A 16,671-nucleotide genomic window follows, 5' to 3' on the forward strand; every position below is an offset into this window, starting at 1 on the left:
CGGCTATCGACCAGCCGGAGAGTTCATGCACACTGCCGTCAACCTGTGGCCGCTGCTCGGCGTCGCCGTGATCGTCGCCGGCTTCCTGCTGCGCGCCCACCCGGTACTGGTGGTGGTGGCCGCCTGCGGCGTCACCGGCCTGGCCGCGGCGATGCCGGTGCAGGCCATCCTCGCCACGCTCGGCACCGCCTTCGTCAAGACGCGCAACCTGCCCTTGATCCTGCTGCTGCCACTGGCGGCGATCGGCCTGCTCGAGCGCGCCGGCCTGCGCGAACGGGCCCAGGCCGCGATCGCCAGGGTACGCTCGGCCACGGCCGGGCGCCTCCTGATCGTCTACCTGTTCGCGCGGGAGACCTCGGCCGCCGCCGGCCTGACCAGCCTGGGTGGCCAGGCGTCGATGGTGCGCCCGCTGGTGGCGCCGATGGCCGAAGCCGCGGCCGAAACTCGCCACGGCAGCCTGCCCGAAGCGCTGCGCCACCGCATCCGCGCGATGGCCGCGGCCACCGACAATGTCGGCCTGTTCTTCGGCGAAGACATCTTTGTCGCCTTCGGCGCCATCGTCCTGATGCAGACCATCCTGAACGCCGAAGGCATCACGGTCAATCCGCTGCACATGGCCCTGTGGGGCATCCCGACCGCCGTCACCGCCTTCGCCATCCATGCCTGGAACCTGCGCCGGCTCGATGCGCACATCCTGCGCGAGATGGGAGCGCCGAAGGCATGATCTCGCTCGAGCTGTTGTACCTCGTGGCCGGCCTGCTGTTCCTGGCCGTCGCCCTGATGAACCTGCGCGACCGCAGCAATCCGCGCCGCTTCACGAGCGCGCTGTTCTGGGGACTGTACGCCTTGCTCTACCTGGCGGGCGAACGCCTGCCGCCGGCATTCGTGGGCGCCCTGATGATCCTGATGGCGCTGCTGGCCGGCTTCCGGGGCGTCGCCGGGGGCAAGCCCGACGTGCCGCCAGAGGAGCAGCGGCGCGCCTCCAGCGCCCGGCTCGGCAACCGCCTGTTCATCCCGGCGCTGGTCCTGCCGCTGGCGACCATGCTGGGCGCCACCGTCTTTTCCGAGGTGCAGGTGGACGGCCTGCCGCTGCTCGACCCGAAGCACCTGACCCTGGCCGCCCTCGGCGTGGCCGCCCTGCTGGCGCTGGGCGCGGCCTGCTGGCTCACGCGCGCGACGCCGCTGCAGGGCGTGCGCGAGACGCGCCGCCTGGTCGACGCGGTGGGCTGGGCCTTCGTGCTGCCGCACATGCTGGCCGTGCTCGGCCTGCTGTTTACCGAGGCCGGCGTGGGCAAGGCGGTGGCGCATGTGACGACCTCCTACATCGACATGGATTCGCGCTTCGTCGCGGTGGCGGTGTTCTGCATCGGCATGGCCCTGTTTACGGTAGTGATGGGCAACGGCTTCGCCGCCTTCCCGGTGATGGCGGGCGGAGTCGGCATTCCGGTGCTGGTCGGCATGTACGGGGCGAACCCGGCGGTGATGGCGGCGATCGGCATGTTCAGCGCCTATTGCGGCACCCTGATGACGCCGATGGCGGCCAACTTCAACATCGTGCCGGCCGCGCTGCTCGAGCTGCCCGACAAGAACGCCGTGATCCGGGCCCAGGTGCCGACCGCGCTGCCGCTGCTGGCCGCGAATATCTTCCTGTTGTACTTCCTGATGAACCAGTGATGAAAACCGTGCTGCTTACCGGCTTCGAGCCGTTCAATCATGCGCGCGTGAACCCGGCCTGGGAAGCCGTGCGCGCGCTGGATGGGTGGAGCGGCGCGCGCTTCCGGGTCGAGGCGCGCCAGCTGCCCTGCGTGTTCGTGGAGGCCAGCCGCGCCCTGTGCGCGCTGGTCGATGAACTGGCGCCCGACATCGTGATCGCCGTCGGCCAGGCCGGCGGACGGGCCGAGATCTCGGTGGAGCGCGTGGCGATCAATGTCGACGACGCGTCGATTCCCGACAATGCCGGCCGGCAGCCGGTGGACCGCCCGGTCCGGGAAGACGGCCCGGCTGCCTATTTCAGCACGCTGCCGCTCAAGGCGATGGCGGCGGCGCTGCGCGGCAAGGGCCTCGCCGCAGGCGTATCGCAGAGCGCCGGCACCTTTGTCTGCAACCACGTGTTCTACGCGCTGATGGACCACACCGCCGGCACGCCGGTGCGCGCCGGCTTCATCCACGTGCCCTTCCTGCCCGAGCAGGCCGAGGAGCGGCCGGACGCGCCGCCCTCGATGCCGCTGGACGATATCATCCTCGGCCTCATGACGGCAGTGGAAACGGCGGTGGAGGTGGAACGCGACGTGGCGCAGGCTGCTGCCGGTCGAAGGATCAGCGTTTCTCTTGCAGCTTCTCGCCAGCGCGTTCCAGCGCGGCGCCGGTCTTGTCGCCCACCTTGTCCGACGCTTCACGCACGTTGGCGGCGGCTTCCTTGGTTTCCTGCTTGATCTCGGCGCCGGCTTCGCGCATGTTCTCACCGGCCTTGTCGGCGGCCTGCTCGATGTTTTCGCCGGCGCGGTCGGCGGCGGCGTCCACGCGTGCGGCGGCGTTTTCGGTCGCGTTCTCGACATTCTGCGCAGCTTCACGGGTTTCCTGGGCGGCATTCGCGGCAGCGTTGTCGACGGCTGCGCCAGCTTCCTGGGCAGGGCCCATGTTCGGGTTGTCGTCGGCTTTCTTGCAGCCGGTGGCCATCACGGCGACAGCCAGCATCAGGGCGGAAATGGTTGCGGTGGTTTTCATGGTGTGCTCCTTGTAAAAGGGTTCAGGTTATTCATCTTTTGACAAGAGTGTGCACCAATGGGTAGATGAGAACGGTGCGCGAAGTAACGCAGAATAGAGAAAAGATTGCCTTTTCAGCAAAATTTATCGATGCCGATGAGCTGATCGATTTTGTTGAAATGCGGGTGGTCTTGGAAGGCGGCGGGGCGGGTGTTAGGATGAATCAATGGACCGCCGTACCGACTACAAGACCGCCCTGCTCATCGACGCTGCCATCCACGAGGCTGCCAGCGAGGGACCTTCGCATGCCGCCACCGGACTGGCCAGGCTGGGCGTGCCGCTGGCGGTCGCGGTGCGGGTGCTGACCCGGCCGGCCGACCGGCGCCACCAGATCGCCTCGCTCAGCACGGTGGCGGTCGAGATCAGGCGCCAGTGAGGTCGCGGTCTTCTTCCGGCGCCAGCATGTTCAGGAAGGCGCGCACCACCGGCGCATCGCCCTCCACCGGATAGGCGATGTACAGGTTGGCCGAGGGCGGGTTGCTGCGGATCGGCAGGAAGCGCACCCCGGGCCAGCCGATGCGGCTGGTGGTCTGCGGCAGCAGCGCCACGCCGAGGCCGGCGCCGACCATCGCCAGCAGGGTCTGCGGCTCGGCCGCTTCCTGGAAGATGGTCGGCTGGAAGCCGGCGTTGACGCAGCACTGGATCAGGTAGCGCGGTTCGGCCGACTGGTCCAGGTGCAGGGTCAGCATCGGCTCGTGCGCGATGTCGGCCAGTTCGATGGACTCCTGCGCGGCGAGCGGATGCCTCTCGTTGATCGCCACGCACACGTTCTCGCGGAAGCACAGGTCCTGGCGCAGCTTGGCCTGCTTCAGCACGTCGGCGTCGATGCGCGGCTCGCGCCAGAAGCCGATGTCGATCTGGCGCGCGCGCAGTGCTTCCCACTGGTCGTTCGGGCCCAGCTCGTGGATGGTCCAGGTCACGCGCGGAAATTGACTCTGAAAGCGTTCGAGCAGGCTTGGGATCGGGCCCCACATGGCCGAGCCGACGATGCCGACCCGCAGGCGCCCGACTTCGCCGCGGTCGATCTGGCGGATGGTGTCGATCGTCATGCGCATCCGCGCCAGCAGCTCGGCCGCTTCCGCCATCAGCGCCTTGCCGGCCACGGTCAGCTCGAAGCTGCGCGTGGTGCGGGTGAACAGGCGCACCCCAAGTTCGGCTTCGAGCTTCATGATCTGCTGGCTCAGCGGCGGCTGCGAGATGTGCAGCCGCTCGGCGGCGCGCGAGAAGCTTTTTTCCTCGGCCACCGCCAGGAAGTAGCGCAGCTGTTTCAGGTCGATCGACATGGCGGGCGGGGGTTCAGGCGTGCGGGGTGGCATTCAGCGCCAGCGCCAGTTGCGCGCCGACCAGGGCATTGTGCTTGACCAGGGCGATGTTGGTATCGAGACTGCGTCCGCCCGTGAGTTCCTTGATGCGTGCCAGCAGGAAGGGCGTGACGGCCTTGCCCTTGACTCCCTGCTGCTGCGCCTCGCCCAGGGCCTGGGCGATGATGGCGTCGATTTCCGCCGACGGCATGGCCGCGTCGGCCGGTACCGGGTTGCTGACCACCACGCCGCCGGCCAGGCCGAGCTGCCACTTGGTGCGGATGAATGCCGCCTGTTCTTCTGGCGTGTCGAGCTGGAAGTCGGCCCTGAAACCGCTCTCGCGCGTGAAGAAAGCCGGGAAGCCGGGCTGGCCGACGCTCAGCACCGGCACGCCCTGGGTCTCCAGGTATTCGAGGGTCAGGCCGATATCGAGGATCGACTTCACGCCGGCGCACACCACCGCCACGCTGGTACGGGCCAGCTCCTGCAGGTCGGCCGAGATGTCGAAGCTGGTCTCGGCGCCGCGGTGCACGCCGCCGATGCCGCCGGTGACGAACACCTCGATGCCGGCCAGCTGGGCGCAGATCATGGTGGCGGCGACGGTGGTGGCGCCCAGGCGCTTCTGCGCCAGCACGTAGGCCAGGTCGCGCCGGCTGACCTTCATCGCATCGGGAGAAGCGCCGAGCAGTTCCAGCTGGGCGTCGTCCAGGCCGACGCAGATCTTGCCCTCGATGACGGCGATGGTGGCCGGCACCGCGCCGGCGTCGCGGATGATCTGCTCGACTTCGCGCGCGGTCTGCACGTTCTGCGGATAAGGCATGCCATGCGAGATGATGGTCGATTCGAGCGCGACCACGGGTTTGCCGGCGGCGCGCGCGGCCGCCACTTCGGGCGAGAACAGGAGGAAGGAGTGCATGGGTTCAGTCCAGGTTGGAGTCGTTGTAAGGAATAGCCGGGGCCGGGCCATCGAGGTGGCCGGGGGTAAGCGCCGGGAACACGGTCTGCTCGCAGCCGATGGTCAGGCTGGAGAGCTGCAGGCCGCGCCGGCAGGCCAGGGCAAGGTCGCTGTCGTTGCTGCCGTTGTAACTGCCGCCGTTACTCGTATACAGCGACCAGCATACGGCGGCCGCGAAGGCATCGCCGGCGCCGGTCACGTCGACCACCCGGGCCGCCGGCGCATCGAGGCGCGCCAGTCCGGACGGGGCGGTGGCGCAGGTGTAGAGCACGCCGCGCGCGCCACGCGTGACGACGATGTCCTGCACGCCCTGGGCCTGCAGTTCGCGGCAGGCTGCGCCGATCGCGTCATCGCCATCCAGCGCGCGGCCGGCGCGCGCCGCCAGTTCGCCTTCGTTCAGGATCAACAGGCGCAGGCCGGGCAGGGCGCGCGGCAGGCGCGCCATCTTCGGTTCCGACACCGCCACCAGCACCAGCGGGACGCCATCGCGCTGCGCGTCCTCCAGCAGGGCCGCGATGCTCTCGGACGGCAGGTTCAGGTCGGCCACGATCAGCGCGGCGCCGGCGCGCTGCTGCTGGCGCGTGGCCAGGAAGGCCGGGTCGAGCCGTTCGTTGAGCGCCATGTCGGCCAGGGCCAGCACCATCTCGCCATCCTCGTCAAGCACCGCCGTGTAGGTGCCGCTGCTGGCCCCGTCCAGGCGCAGGGCGCCGCGCGTGTCGATGCCGGCTTCCTCGGCGTGGGCGAGCAGGGCGCGGCCGGAGGCGTCGCCGCCCACCGCCGTCACCAGGGCGGTCGGTGTGCCCAGGCGCGCCAGGTTTTCGGCGATGTTGCGGGCCACGCCGCCAAAGGATTCCTCCAGGGTGGCCGGATTCGAGGTGCCGAGCGCCAGCCTGGCGGTGGTGCGCAGCTTGCGGTCCAGGTTGGACGCGCCGATGCACAGGACCGGGCGCTGGTCGGGCAGCACATAGGCGCGTCCGAGGATGCGGCGCTCGCGCACCAGCGTGGCGATGTAGTTGGCCACGGCGGAACGCGACAGCCCGAGCTGGGTGGCAAGCTCCTGCTGGGAAATGAAGGGATTCCCGCGGATGAGCTCGTACAACTGTTCCTTCTTGGGCTGGTCGGTCACGGTGGCTCGCTACAAGGCAGTGATTAAACAAGTGTTTATGGATACTAGACAAATGTCTACATTGAGTCAAACTGTTTTGTCCTGTTGTTTGCCCCGGCTCAACGATACAACGCGTAATTTATTTTTTAAAGCAATAAATCGACAAGAAAAATGGTATTTGCCATACATATTGGCCATCATGCATAGTTATAATATTCCGGCTGATATGTGCCCTTGCTTTAGCAACAACGGTGCCAGCCTCTCACCATTCCCCGATTCCGCACACAAGGACACCCATGTTCAGCAATACCCCATTCGAAGCAGCAGACGTCATCAAGGCCCGCAAACCCGGTTTCACGCCGCGCGCCGCACTGATCCTGGGCTCGGGCCTGGGCGTGCTGGCCGAGCAGATGCTTGACGCCGTATCGATCAGCTACGCCGACCTGCCGGGCTTCCCGATCAGCACCGTGCATGGCCACGCCGGTGAACTCGTCCTCGGTACCCTGGCCGGCGTGCCGGTGGTGTGCATGAAGGGCCGCGGCCACTTCTATGAAGGCTATGGCGCCGCCGTGATGACGTCCGCCGTGCGCACTTTCAAGCTGATCGGCTGCGAGATGCTGCTGGTGACGAATGCCGCCGGCTCGCTGCGCCCCGAAGTGGACGCGGGCAGCGTCGTGGTCCTGAGCGACCACATCAACCTGCTGCCGGGCAGCCCGATGGCCGGCCCGAACGACGAGCGCTTCGGTCCGCGCTTCTTCAGCATGGCCAATGCCTACGATGCCGAGCTGCGCGCCCTGATCAAGGAAACCGCGGCCGCGAATGGCATTACCCTGAACGAAGGCGTGTACCTGGCCTGCCCGGGCCCGAACTTCGAGACCGCCGCCGAAATCCGCGCCTTCAAGGCGCTTGGCGCCGACGTGGTCGGCATGTCGGTGGTGCCGGAAGTGATCTCGGCGCGCCACTGCGGCCTGAAGGTCGCCGGCATCTCGGCCATCACCAACCTGGCCGAAGGCCTGACCCCGTTCCCGCTGTCGCACGAGCAGACCCTGAAGTACGCGGCCGTCGCGGCCAAAGACCTGGTCACCCTGATCCACTCCTTCATCGAACGCCTGGGCGCGACCCCGCGCAGCGAAGCTTAATTTTTCGGAAAGCGAGCGATCCATGTCACGCGCATTCATCCTCCTGCTTGACTCGTTCGGCCTGGGCGCCTTGCCCGATGCCGACAAGTACGGCGACGCAGGCGCCAACACCTTCGGCCACATCGCCAAGTGGGCTTCCAATGAGGGCAAGCCGATGTCGCTGCCGAACCTCGAGCGCCTCGGCCTGGCCGCAGCCGCGCACAAGGCCAGCGGCGAGTGGGCCGCCGGCTTCCGCCAGCGCGAGGGCTTCACCGGCGCCTGGGGCGTCGCGCGCGAGCAGTCGACCGGCAAGGACACGCAGAGCGGCCACTGGGAGATCGCCGGCGTGCCGGTGCTGTTCGACTGGGGCTACTTCCCGAAGACGGTGCCGTCCTTCCCTCAAGCGCTGACCGACAAGCTGCAAGAGCAGACCGGCGTGCCGGGCTGGCTCGGCAACTGCCACGCGTCCGGCACCACCATCATCAACGAGCTGGGCGACGAGCATGTCGCCAGCGGCAAGCCTATCCTCTACACCTCGGCCGACTCGGTGCTGCAGATCGCCGCGCACGAGGAGCACTTCGGCCTGGAGCGCCTGTACGAAGTCTGCGAAGCGGCCTACGAGCTGGTCAAGCCCTACAACATCGGCCGCGTGATCGCGCGTCCGTTCACCGGCGCCAACGGCGACTACAAGCGCACCAGCAACCGCCACGACTACGCCGTGCCGCCGACCGCGCCGACGCTGCTGGACCATGTGAAAAACGAAGGGGGCGAAGTCATCGCTTTAGGGAAAATCAGTGACATCTTCGCGGCGCAGGGCGTGACCCAATTGATCAAGGGCGCCGACAACATGGCCCTGTTCGACCGCCTGCTCGAAACCGCCGACACCGCGCCATCGAAGTCGCTCACTTTCGTGAACTTCGTCGACTTCGACATGCACTTCGGCCACCGCCGCGACGTCGCCGGCTATGCGAACGCGCTGCACGAACTCGACGCGCGCCTGCCGGAATTCATGGCCAAGCTGAAGGACGGCGACCTGGTCGTCATCACCGCCGACCACGGCTGCGACCCGACCGCGCCGGGCTCGGACCACACCCGCGAGCACATCCCGATGATCTTCTTCGGCCCGAATGTCGCCCCGCAGGAACTGCCGATCGCCCATACCTTCTCGGATATCGGCGCAACGCTTGCCAAGCACCTTGGCGTCAAACCACTTTCGAACGGAACCGCACTGCTATGACCCAGCCCCTGGATTTCAAACGTAACACCGCCGTCGGCCTCGACCTCGGCCTGGTCAAGCACGTCAAGGTGAACCGCAACGCGGCCGACCGCCGCGCCGCCAGCCTGGCGAACCGCCGTACCGTCAAGAAGGAATACCAGGCCGCCTGGCTGGTGCGCGCCATCGAATGCATGGACCTGACTACCCTGGGTGGCGACGACACCCCGGGCCGCGTCGAGCGTCTGTGCATGAAGGCGATGCGCCCGCTGCGCGCCGATTTGATGGAGGCCCTGGGCCTGGAATCGCTCACTACCGGCGCCGTCTGCGTGTACCACGAGATGATCGGGCCGGCCGTGAAAGTGCTGCAAGGCCGCCTGCCGATCGCCGCCGTGTCGACCGCCTTCCCGGCCGGCCTGTCGAGCATGGAAACCAAGCTGCGCGAGATCGCGCTGTCGGTCGCCGCCGGCGCCACCGAGATCGACATCGTGATCACGCGCCAGCATGTCCTGCTGGGTAACTGGCAGGCGCTGTACGACGAAATGCTGGCCTACCGCCAGGCTTGCGGCGACGCGCACGTGAAGGCGATCCTCGCCACTGGCGACATCGTCACCCTGGACAACGTGGCCAAGGCCTCGATGGTCTGCATGATGGCCGGCGCCGATTTCATCAAGACCTCGACCGGCAAGGAGGGCGTCAACGCCACCATCCCGGTCTCCCTGGTGATGACCCGCGCGATCCGCGACTACTACGAGCAGACCGGCTTCCAGGTCGGCTACAAGCCGGCCGGTGGCGTCTCCACCGCCAAGGCCGCGCTGCAGTACCTGACCGTGATGAAGGAAGAACTCGGCAACGACTGGCTGCAGCCGCACCTGTTCCGCATCGGCGCGTCGAGCCTGATGACCGACATCGAACGCCAGCTCGACCACTACGTGACCGGCAACTACTCGGCCGCCCACCGCCACGCGCAACCATAAAACAGTAACGGATTCGTCATGCCAACTATTAAAGAGATTCTTCAGACTATGGATTACGGCCCCGCACCAGAAAGCACCAAGGAAGCGAATGCGTGGCTGGACCAGCATGGACGCCGTTTTGGACTGTTCATCGATGGCGCGTGGAGCGAAGCGGCAACGACCTTCGCCACCAACAACCCGGCCGATGCCACCGAACTGGCGCAGGTGACGCAAGCGACGAGCGAAGACGTCGAGCGCGCCGTGCAGGCTGCGCGCCGCGCGCAGCCGGGCTGGGTCGCCATGGGCGGCGCCGGCCGCGCGAAGATCATGTACGCACTGGCACGCCTGCTGCAGAAGCACGCTCGCCTGTTCGCGGTGCTCGAGACCCTGGACAACGGCAAGACCATCCGCGAAACCCGCGATGCCGACCTGCCACTGGCCGCGCGCCACTTCTACCACCACGCCGGCTGGGCCGCGCTGCAGTCGGAAGAATTCGCCGACTACCGTGCGGTGGGCGTGGTCGGCCAGATCGTGCCGTGGAACTTCCCGCTGCTCATGCTGGCATGGAAGATCGCCCCGGCGATGGCCGCCGGTAACACCATCGTGTTCAAGCCGGCCGAGTTCACGCCGCTCACCGCGCTGCTGTTCGCCGAGATCTGCCAGCAGGCTGGCGTCCCAAGCGGCGTGGTCAACATCGTCACCGGCGACGGCGCCGTGGGCGAAGCGATCGTGAATCACCCGGGCATCGACAAGCTGGCCTTTACCGGCTCGACCGAAGTGGGCCGCATCATCCGTAAGGCCACCGCCGGCACCGGTAAAAAACTGTCGCTGGAACTGGGCGGCAAGTCGCCCTTCATCGTGTTCGACGACGCCGATCTCGACGCGGCCGTGGAAGGCCTGGTCGACTCGATCTGGTTCAACCAGGGCCAGGTCTGCTGCGCCGGCTCGCGCCTGCTGGTGCAGGAATCGGTCTATGACCGCTTCATCGCCAAGGTCAAGACCCGCATGCAGAACCTGCGCGTCGGCTCGCCGCTGGATAAATCGAATGACATCGGCGCGCTGGTCGACCCGATCCAGCAGCAGCGCATCCACGCGCTGGTGGAGTCAAGCCGCGCCGAGGGCTGCGACGTGTGGCAGCCGGGCTGCGAGCTGCCTTCCGCCGGCTCCTGGTACCTGCCGACCCTGATCACCGGCGCCTCGACCTCGGCCGCCGTGGCGCAAGCCGAAATCTTCGGTCCGGTGCTGGTGGCGATGAGCTTCCGCACCCCGTCCGAGGCCGTGCAGCTGGCGAACAACACCGTGTACGGCCTGGCCGCCTGCGTGTGGTCGGAATCGATCTCGCTGGCGCTGGACGTGGCGCCGCAGATCAAGGCCGGCGTGGTGTGGATCAACACCGCCAACCAGTTCGACGCGGCCTGCGGCTTCGGCGGCTACAAGGAATCGGGCTTCGGCCGCGAAGGCGGCAAGGAGGGCATGTACGAGTACCTGACCCCGCTGGCGGAAGACGCACGCCCGGCACTGCCAATCGTGGCCGAGAAGGGACGCGTGAAAGCCGCAGACGAAGGCAGCCCGTTCGCCGTCGACCGCACCGCCAAGCTCTATATCGGCGGCAAGCAGGCACGCCCGGATGGCGCCTACAGCCGCGCCATCATGGGCGCGAATGGCGCCTTCCTGGCGGACGTCGGCGAAGGCAACCGCAAGGACATCCGCAATGCCGTCGAAGCAGCGCACAAGGCGGCCGGCTGGTCCAAGGCCACCGCGCACAACCGCGCCCAGGTGCTGTACTACATCGCCGAGAACCTGGCGATCCGCGCCGACGAATTCGCCGGGCGCATCGCCGCGCAGACAGGTAGCAAGGATGCCGCGCGCGAAGTGCAGGCGTCGATCGACCGTCTGTTCTACTGGGCCGCCTGGTGCGACAAGTACGACGGCGCGGCCCACCAGCCGCCGATGCACGGCATCACGGTGGCGCTGAACGAGCCGGTCGGCGTGATCGGCATCATCTGCCCGAACGAGAATCCGCTGCTGGGCTTCATCTCGCTGGTCGCGCCGGCACTGGCGCTGGGCAACCGCGTGGTGGCGGTGCCGTCGGAAGCGGCGCCGCTGTCGGCGCTTGATCTGTACCAGGTGCTGGACACCTCCGACCTGCCGGGCGGCGCGCTGAACATCGTCACCGGATCAAGCTCGGAACTGGCGCGCACGCTGGCTTCGCACGCGGACGTGGATGCCGTGTGGCGCCACGACGGCTCTGCCGAGGGTTGCGCGGAAGTCGAGCGCTTATCGAGCGAATCGCTCAAGCGCACCTGGGTCGGCGGCGCCAAGGGCCGTGACTGGTTCGATGCGAAGCAGGCTTGCGGCCGCACCGTGCTGCAGCACGCAAGCCAGGTGAAGAACGTCTGGATTCCGTACGGCGTTTAAAGCATTGTTTGCGTCAATGGACGCTTTGTAGGGTGGGCGGGTCTCCCGCCCACGCGGTGATACGTGATGGCTCCGATCTCGTGCAAGGTCCGGCATCAGCTAACTATCACCGCGTGGGCGGCGGAGCCGCCCACCCTACGTTATAGAAAAGGGTTTAAGTATGTTCCTCCCCCAAGAAATCGTCCGCAAGAAGCGTGACGGCGGCACCCTGAGCGCCGAAGAGATCCAGTTCTTCGTTCGCGGCATCCCCGACGGCAGCACCACCGAAGGCCAGATCGCCGCGCTGGCGATGGCGGTCTACTTCAACGACATGAACATGGACGAACGCGTCGCTTTCACGCTGGCGATGCGCGATTCCGGCCAGGTGCTCGACTGGAAATCCCTTGACCTGCCGGGTCCGGTGGTCGACAAGCACTCGACCGGCGGCGTCGGCGACGTGGTCTCGCTCATGCTGGGCCCCATGATCGCGGCCTGCGGCGGCTTGGTGCCGATGATCTCGGGCCGCGGCCTGGGCCACACCGGCGGCACCCTCGACAAGTTCGATTCGATCCCGGGCTACAGCACCGTGCCCGACCCGGACAAGTTCCGCGCGGTCGTGAAAGACGTGGGCGTGGCCATCATCGGCCAGACCGCCCAGCTGGCCCCGGCCGACAAGCGCTTCTACAGTATCCGCGACACCACGGCGACCGTGGAATCGGTGGCCATGATCACCGGCTCGATCCTGTCGAAGAAGCTGGCGGCCGGCCTGGACGCGCTGGTGATGGACGTGAAGGTCGGCAGTGGCGCCTTCATGCCGACCTATGAAAAGTCGGTGGAGCTGGCCGAGAGCATTGTCCACGTCGGCAATGGCGCGGGCACCCGCACCTCGGCCATCCTGACCGGCATGAACGAGTCGCTGTGCCCGGCGGCCGGCAACGCCGTGGAAGTGCGCGTCGCCATCGACTACCTGACCGGCAAGTCGCGACCAAGCCGCCTGCACGAAGTGACGATGGCGCTGTGCGCCGAAATGCTGGTCATCTCCGGCATCGCCGCAAGCCATGAAGAAGCGCACGCCAGGCTGCAGGCGGCGCTCGATTCCGGCGAAGCGGCCGAGCGTTTCGCCCGCATGGTGACCGCGCTGGGCGGCCCGGCCGACCTGATGGACAAGCCGGACGCGCACCTGGAAACCGCACCGGTCATCGTGCCGGTACCCAGCCTGCAGGCCGGCTACGCGACCTCGGTCGACACCCGCGGCCTGGGCCTGGCGGTGGTGGCCCTGGGCGGCGGCCGCGTGCGTCCGCAGGACACGATCGACTTCGCAGTCGGCCTGACCGGCCTGGTGGAACTGGGCGACAGCATCGCCGTCGGCCAGCCGCTGGCGATGGTCCATGCGCGCACCAGCGAAGCCGCCGAGCAGGCGGTGCGCCAGGTGCAGGCGGCATACCAGATCGGTGCCGGGAAAGCGGCGGCCGAGCCGATGATCTACAAGACCATTCGTCCTTAACGAGAGAAGAAGCGCGCCATGAAATACGCGAAACTCATCGACGAAGCGCGCGCCGCGCGCGAACTGGCCTACACGCCGTACTCGAAGTTCCAGGTCGGCGCCGCGCTCGAGTGCAAGGACGGCCGCATCTTCCGCGGCTGTAACGTGGAAAATGCGTCCTACGGCCTGTGCAACTGCGCCGAGCGCACCGCTTTTTTCAGCGCCATCGCCAGCGGCTACAAACCGGGCGATTTTTCGGCCCTGGCCGTGATCGGCCAGACCGACGGTCCGATCGCTCCCTGCGGCGCCTGCCGCCAGGTGATCCTGGAACTGGGCGGCAATGCGCTGCCGGTGGTGCTCACCAACCTGAAGGGCGACGTGTTTGAAACGACGGCGGCCGAGCAGTTGCCGAACGCGTTTGGTGGGTGGGAGCTGAACAGGTAGGCTCAGGCAGGATCGGCGCCGTGTGAGCGGCACCGTTGCCGCTACAGGAAGCGCTGCTTGCGGTAACGCGGCAGCGCTTCGTGTTTTCTGACTGGCATCGTTATTACCTACTTTCCGTTGACGCTGACAGGTGCGCCAGATGCTCGTTCAATCATTGGTTAAACCGAGCAAAAGCAGGATGCGTCCATGCATGTTGAACAAATCGAGCCCAGGCCGAGCTGACGCTATGTGTAGATCCTTTTATAATACTGGGACCGTGCTTGGCCTGCCTAGCTGGGTAAGGCGGCTCAGCAGGGCAGCCCGCACTTGTAGCTCGCCGACCTGACGGTCAAAGTCGCGTGCCATGACGCGTTCGCCCGGCAGCTTGAAGCAGCGCATCTTTCGTTTCAACAAGGCTGCGACGGTGGTAGCCGCTCCACCTCTTCCATATCGTCCGTACCAAGTTTTTTGTCGTCCGTAGGATGTCGTTACGTTCATTGGCACCGCAGGGGTTTGCCTTCCAGGGCTTGGCGTTCTTGCAGGTCGAGATGAGGGTATCGGCTTCGCGCAGGGAGATGGCTTCGTGGCAGTCCTTCGTATCGTGCGCCCCATCGCCGCTGGCGCTGGCAATGCGCTCGTGCCAGGAAGTTGGCTCAATACTTAGCGTTCAGGCGGCGCCTTCCGAATTAACCCATATTTGTGCAGTGGTTTACAAGTCGCCGTGCCTGTGCGGCTTCGCAAATACGCCGCCAGACAGTCTGCGTTTTCGCGCGTCTGCTGTCGCTCATGTTGGGTCATCGTGTTTAGCACTGAGTCTGCGGCAATCGCTGACCGATACACTGATTCCACAGCCGTTAGGTCATTGGCAGCATGTGCGCGAATATCTTTCTCGCGCGCCCTAATATTGGAAAAGAAAATTAACAAAATATCCGCATATTCATTGAGGGTACGCGGACTAGGATAGCGAATCGCGCTTTCGCCGAACGATTTGACAGCAGGCGACCACCGGTGCTCAGATTTTTCCCGTGTCCCCAAATCGAAAAATTCCTTTGCCGCGGCTTGATCCGCTTTGCTCGCGTTTTCTTTTAGCCAAGCGGCGACCACCGCCGGCTCATGTAACTCGGTTTGGGCCAGCTTAGGGACAGGCTTCTCTCTGGCTAACAGATCGGACCAGGCAGCTCCGCTAGCGAAGAACGCGAAGAGTGCCAATCGTTTTAGCATCGTTACTCCTGCAAGATATAAGATGCTCGTAAAGTTCAGTCCAGGCGGATGGATCGACGGTGATGCAACCGGCGCTTACTTGCCCAGTATGCAAATAGCGATCATTCCCCGCTGATGCATGACCGTGGCCGAGGAAGAACCAAGTTTCAGCATACGGTGACATCGATCGATAATGTCGCCCTTTCGGATGGGGAAAGTCCGGTATCTGTATCGGATGAAGGCCAGGCGGTGTTGGGTTGTACGGCGAAGTAATTGTCCCAACTCGACCACCCGGATACGACAGTAATTTCCCGGTTTGGCTAAACTCAAGATGCACCGCAAGTTTATGGTGCGTTCGGCTTACCGCGAGATACCCTGATTGAACTGAGAAACGTCCCCCTTGTGTACACCTTCTGCTACCGTAAAGAAATCACGGCCATTTCTTGTGTCAGTTAATTCAACCCTTAGCAACTCCGGAACTGCGATCCGCTGGCCGCTTGGTTCCGATTTTATTAGGACCCAACCGTTCTTGGCATTTACGATATGATGCTTCGCAACCATTACCTCTCCATAAGGACGTTGACATTTCGCTTGCTTTTTCGTGAAGTGTAGAGGACGCAACGAGAGCTACTGTTGAGGCAACGCATCCGACGAAGAGCCGCGCTCGATGCTGACGACAACTCATTCTGCTCACAACCCAGGTAAGCGTCCCGCCGTCCTACCTTCACCGCACAGTTAAGCCGGTATAGCGTCGGCAAATGGCAGCAGGGAATCGATCTTGCTGTTCGGGCAGGTTGGCAGTCTTTGAGGGTGTCGGCAAGGCAGCGGGCCGGATCCAGCCCGTTGAGTTTGGCAGTGGCAAACAGGTTCTGGATTGCGGCAGCGCGGCGGCCAGCCCGTTTGAGCCTGCAATCAACCAGTTCTTCTTGCCGATGACGATCGGGCGGATCGCATTCTCGACCGGGTTGTTGCCGATTGGGAGGATGCCGGAGCTGGCGTAATGCACCAGGGCTGGCCAGCGCTTGAGGGCGTGTTCGATGGCCTTGCCCGTGCCGCTGCCACTGCCGATGGCGACGGTGCTGCGTGGCCCCCATTAACAACTATGCAGCAAACCCGATTCGACAGCAGGGCCGATCTGGAGACGACTTTGCTCAGTACTTCAAGCTATACAACGACTACATTCCTCAACGTGCTATCGGTACCAAAACACCGATCCAGGCACTCAAGGAATGGCAGCGCAATAAACCTGACCTGTTCGTCAAGCGCGTTTATGATCACTCGAGACTTGACAGTTAGCCGAACAGTGAACCCTAAAACGGGCAAGACAGAGATAGTTCTTGAGGAGTTACCATGAGTTCTTCCAGTGTTGACGCGGCAGTCGCGGAAATGAAACGACGGTCCCAATTCCCTGCGGACATGGGTTTTCACCCGATCCGCGGAAGGTTTGGCGAAGCTTACAAACTAAAAACGCCTTGGCTGAGCGATTACTGGAAATTCCGTACTCGCACAAGCTTGGCGACGCGATCGACGCTGTTTGCTCACCTGAAGCACCTCGGCGCAGACAGTTCAGAGGTGGCCGACCGGTACCGCGGGGCATTCATGGGCCTCATGCTAGGCGATACGCTTGGAGTGAAATAGCCCCTTGATTCACCAGACACAGTTGATGCTGTATCCTTACGGATAGGAATAAGACTGTGAGTATGACTAGTAACAAGCAAACCATCGAAGTCGTGACGGTGTCCGAAGAGCGACGCCGC

General features: G+C 65.1%; 15 protein-coding genes and 4 pseudogenes. 12 read left to right on the forward strand and 7 right to left on the reverse strand.

Going from position 1 to position 16,671, the window contains the following annotated elements:
• Positions 1-25 precede the first annotated feature (25 nt).
• The 3 genes and pseudogenes from LE190_RS14670 to pcp form a co-directional block, all read left to right on the forward strand.
• The gene (locus LE190_RS14670; RefSeq protein WP_225239399.1) at positions 26-724 is read left to right on the forward strand and encodes a DUF969 domain-containing protein; all 699 of its coding nucleotides are present in this window, start codon (positions 26-28) and stop codon (positions 722-724) included.
• Entirely contained in the window at positions 721-1,674 is a 954-nt protein-coding gene (locus LE190_RS14675) for a DUF979 domain-containing protein (protein ID WP_225239400.1), read from the forward strand. Before LE190_RS14670 ends, LE190_RS14675 begins: the two co-directional genes overlap by 4 nt.
• Positions 1,674-2,297: pseudogene (gene pcp / locus LE190_RS14680) on the forward strand (pyroglutamyl-peptidase I); the annotation flags it as partial. The gene LE190_RS14675 and the pseudogene pcp, both read left to right, overlap by 1 nt.
• 19 nt (positions 2,298-2,316) lie before the next feature.
• Here the strand turns inward: pcp and LE190_RS14685 are convergent.
• Positions 2,317-2,724 (reverse strand): hypothetical protein, encoded by a 408-nt coding sequence (locus LE190_RS14685; protein ID WP_225239401.1) that lies wholly within the window; start codon positions 2,722-2,724, stop codon positions 2,317-2,319.
• Positions 2,725-2,929: 205 nt separating this feature from the next.
• Here LE190_RS14685 and LE190_RS14690 point away from each other — a divergent pair, with 205 nt between their 5' ends.
• Positions 2,930-3,139: a hypothetical protein gene (locus tag LE190_RS14690; protein ID WP_225239402.1), complete on the forward strand. Its 210-nt coding sequence runs from the start codon at positions 2,930-2,932 to the stop codon at positions 3,137-3,139.
• On the opposite strand, the gene LE190_RS14695 is transcribed toward LE190_RS14690, so the two are convergent.
• Genes LE190_RS14695 through LE190_RS14705 form a run of 3 tightly spaced genes read right to left on the reverse strand, consistent with a single transcriptional unit; the run spans position 3,126 to position 6,145 of the window.
• Positions 3,126-4,046 carry a LysR family transcriptional regulator gene (locus LE190_RS14695; protein WP_225239417.1) on the reverse strand — a complete coding sequence of 307 codons (921 nt, stop codon included), beginning with the start codon at positions 4,044-4,046 and terminating at the stop codon, positions 3,126-3,128. The genes LE190_RS14690 and LE190_RS14695 overlap by 14 nt on opposite strands.
• Positions 4,047-4,059: 13 nt before the next feature.
• Entirely contained in the window at positions 4,060-4,980 is a 921-nt protein-coding gene (locus LE190_RS14700) for a pseudouridine-5'-phosphate glycosidase (protein WP_225239403.1), read from the reverse strand.
• Between the two features lie 4 nt (positions 4,981-4,984).
• On the reverse strand, positions 4,985-6,145 hold the full coding sequence (locus tag LE190_RS14705) for a carbohydrate kinase (protein ID WP_225239404.1): 1,161 nt from the start codon (positions 6,143-6,145) through the stop codon (positions 4,985-4,987).
• 275 nt (positions 6,146-6,420) lie between these two features.
• Here LE190_RS14705 and xapA point away from each other — a divergent pair, with 275 nt between their 5' ends.
• From xapA to LE190_RS14735, 6 genes are all read left to right on the forward strand, one after another.
• Positions 6,421-7,263 carry a xanthosine phosphorylase gene (xapA, locus tag LE190_RS14710; protein ID WP_225239405.1) on the forward strand — a complete coding sequence of 281 codons (843 nt, stop codon included), beginning with the start codon at positions 6,421-6,423 and terminating at the stop codon, positions 7,261-7,263.
• Positions 7,264-7,285: 22 nt separating this feature from the next.
• Positions 7,286-8,479, forward strand: coding sequence for a phosphopentomutase (locus LE190_RS14715; RefSeq protein ID WP_225239406.1), 1,194 nt, complete (start codon positions 7,286-7,288; stop codon positions 8,477-8,479).
• On the forward strand, positions 8,476-9,432 hold the full coding sequence (gene deoC, locus LE190_RS14720) for a deoxyribose-phosphate aldolase (protein ID WP_225239407.1): 957 nt from the start codon (positions 8,476-8,478) through the stop codon (positions 9,430-9,432). The genes LE190_RS14715 and deoC overlap by 4 nt, the downstream gene beginning before the upstream one ends.
• Positions 9,433-9,450: 18 nt before the next feature.
• On the forward strand, positions 9,451-11,829 hold the full coding sequence (locus LE190_RS14725; protein WP_369598431.1) for an aldehyde dehydrogenase family protein: 2,379 nt from the start codon (positions 9,451-9,453) through the stop codon (positions 11,827-11,829).
• A 160-nt stretch (positions 11,830-11,989) separates the two neighbouring features.
• Positions 11,990-13,312, forward strand: coding sequence for a thymidine phosphorylase (gene deoA, locus LE190_RS14730; protein ID WP_225239409.1), 1,323 nt, complete (start codon positions 11,990-11,992; stop codon positions 13,310-13,312).
• Between the two features lie 18 nt (positions 13,313-13,330).
• Positions 13,331-13,735 carry a cytidine deaminase gene (locus LE190_RS14735; protein ID WP_224945226.1) on the forward strand — a complete coding sequence of 135 codons (405 nt, stop codon included), beginning with the start codon at positions 13,331-13,333 and terminating at the stop codon, positions 13,733-13,735.
• Positions 13,736-13,975: 240 nt separating this feature from the next.
• Here the strand turns inward: LE190_RS14735 and LE190_RS14740 are convergent.
• From LE190_RS14740 to LE190_RS14750, 3 genes and pseudogenes are all read right to left on the reverse strand, one after another.
• Positions 13,976-14,351 (reverse strand): annotated as a pseudogene (locus tag LE190_RS14740) (transposase); the annotation flags it as partial.
• Positions 14,352-14,374: 23 nt separating this feature from the next.
• Positions 14,375-14,935 (reverse strand): hypothetical protein, encoded by a 561-nt coding sequence (locus tag LE190_RS14745; protein WP_225239410.1) that lies wholly within the window; start codon positions 14,933-14,935, stop codon positions 14,375-14,377.
• A gap of 714 nt (positions 14,936-15,649) precedes the next feature.
• Positions 15,650-15,956, reverse strand: a pseudogene (locus LE190_RS14750) (IS66 family transposase); the annotation flags it as partial.
• Positions 15,957-16,025: 69 nt separating this feature from the next.
• Between LE190_RS14750 and LE190_RS14755 the strand changes: the two are divergent.
• Together LE190_RS14755 and LE190_RS14760 are read left to right on the forward strand one after the other, a co-directional pair.
• Positions 16,026-16,210: pseudogene (locus LE190_RS14755) on the forward strand (IS481 family transposase); the annotation flags it as partial.
• A gap of 54 nt (positions 16,211-16,264) precedes the next feature.
• On the forward strand, positions 16,265-16,552 hold the full coding sequence (locus tag LE190_RS14760) for a hypothetical protein (RefSeq protein WP_225239411.1): 288 nt from the start codon (positions 16,265-16,267) through the stop codon (positions 16,550-16,552).
• Positions 16,553-16,671 lie beyond the last annotated feature (119 nt).

It is taken from the genome of Massilia hydrophila (genome assembly GCF_020208145.1).
GTDB lineage: Bacteria > Pseudomonadota > Gammaproteobacteria > Burkholderiales > Burkholderiaceae_D > Telluria > Telluria hydrophila.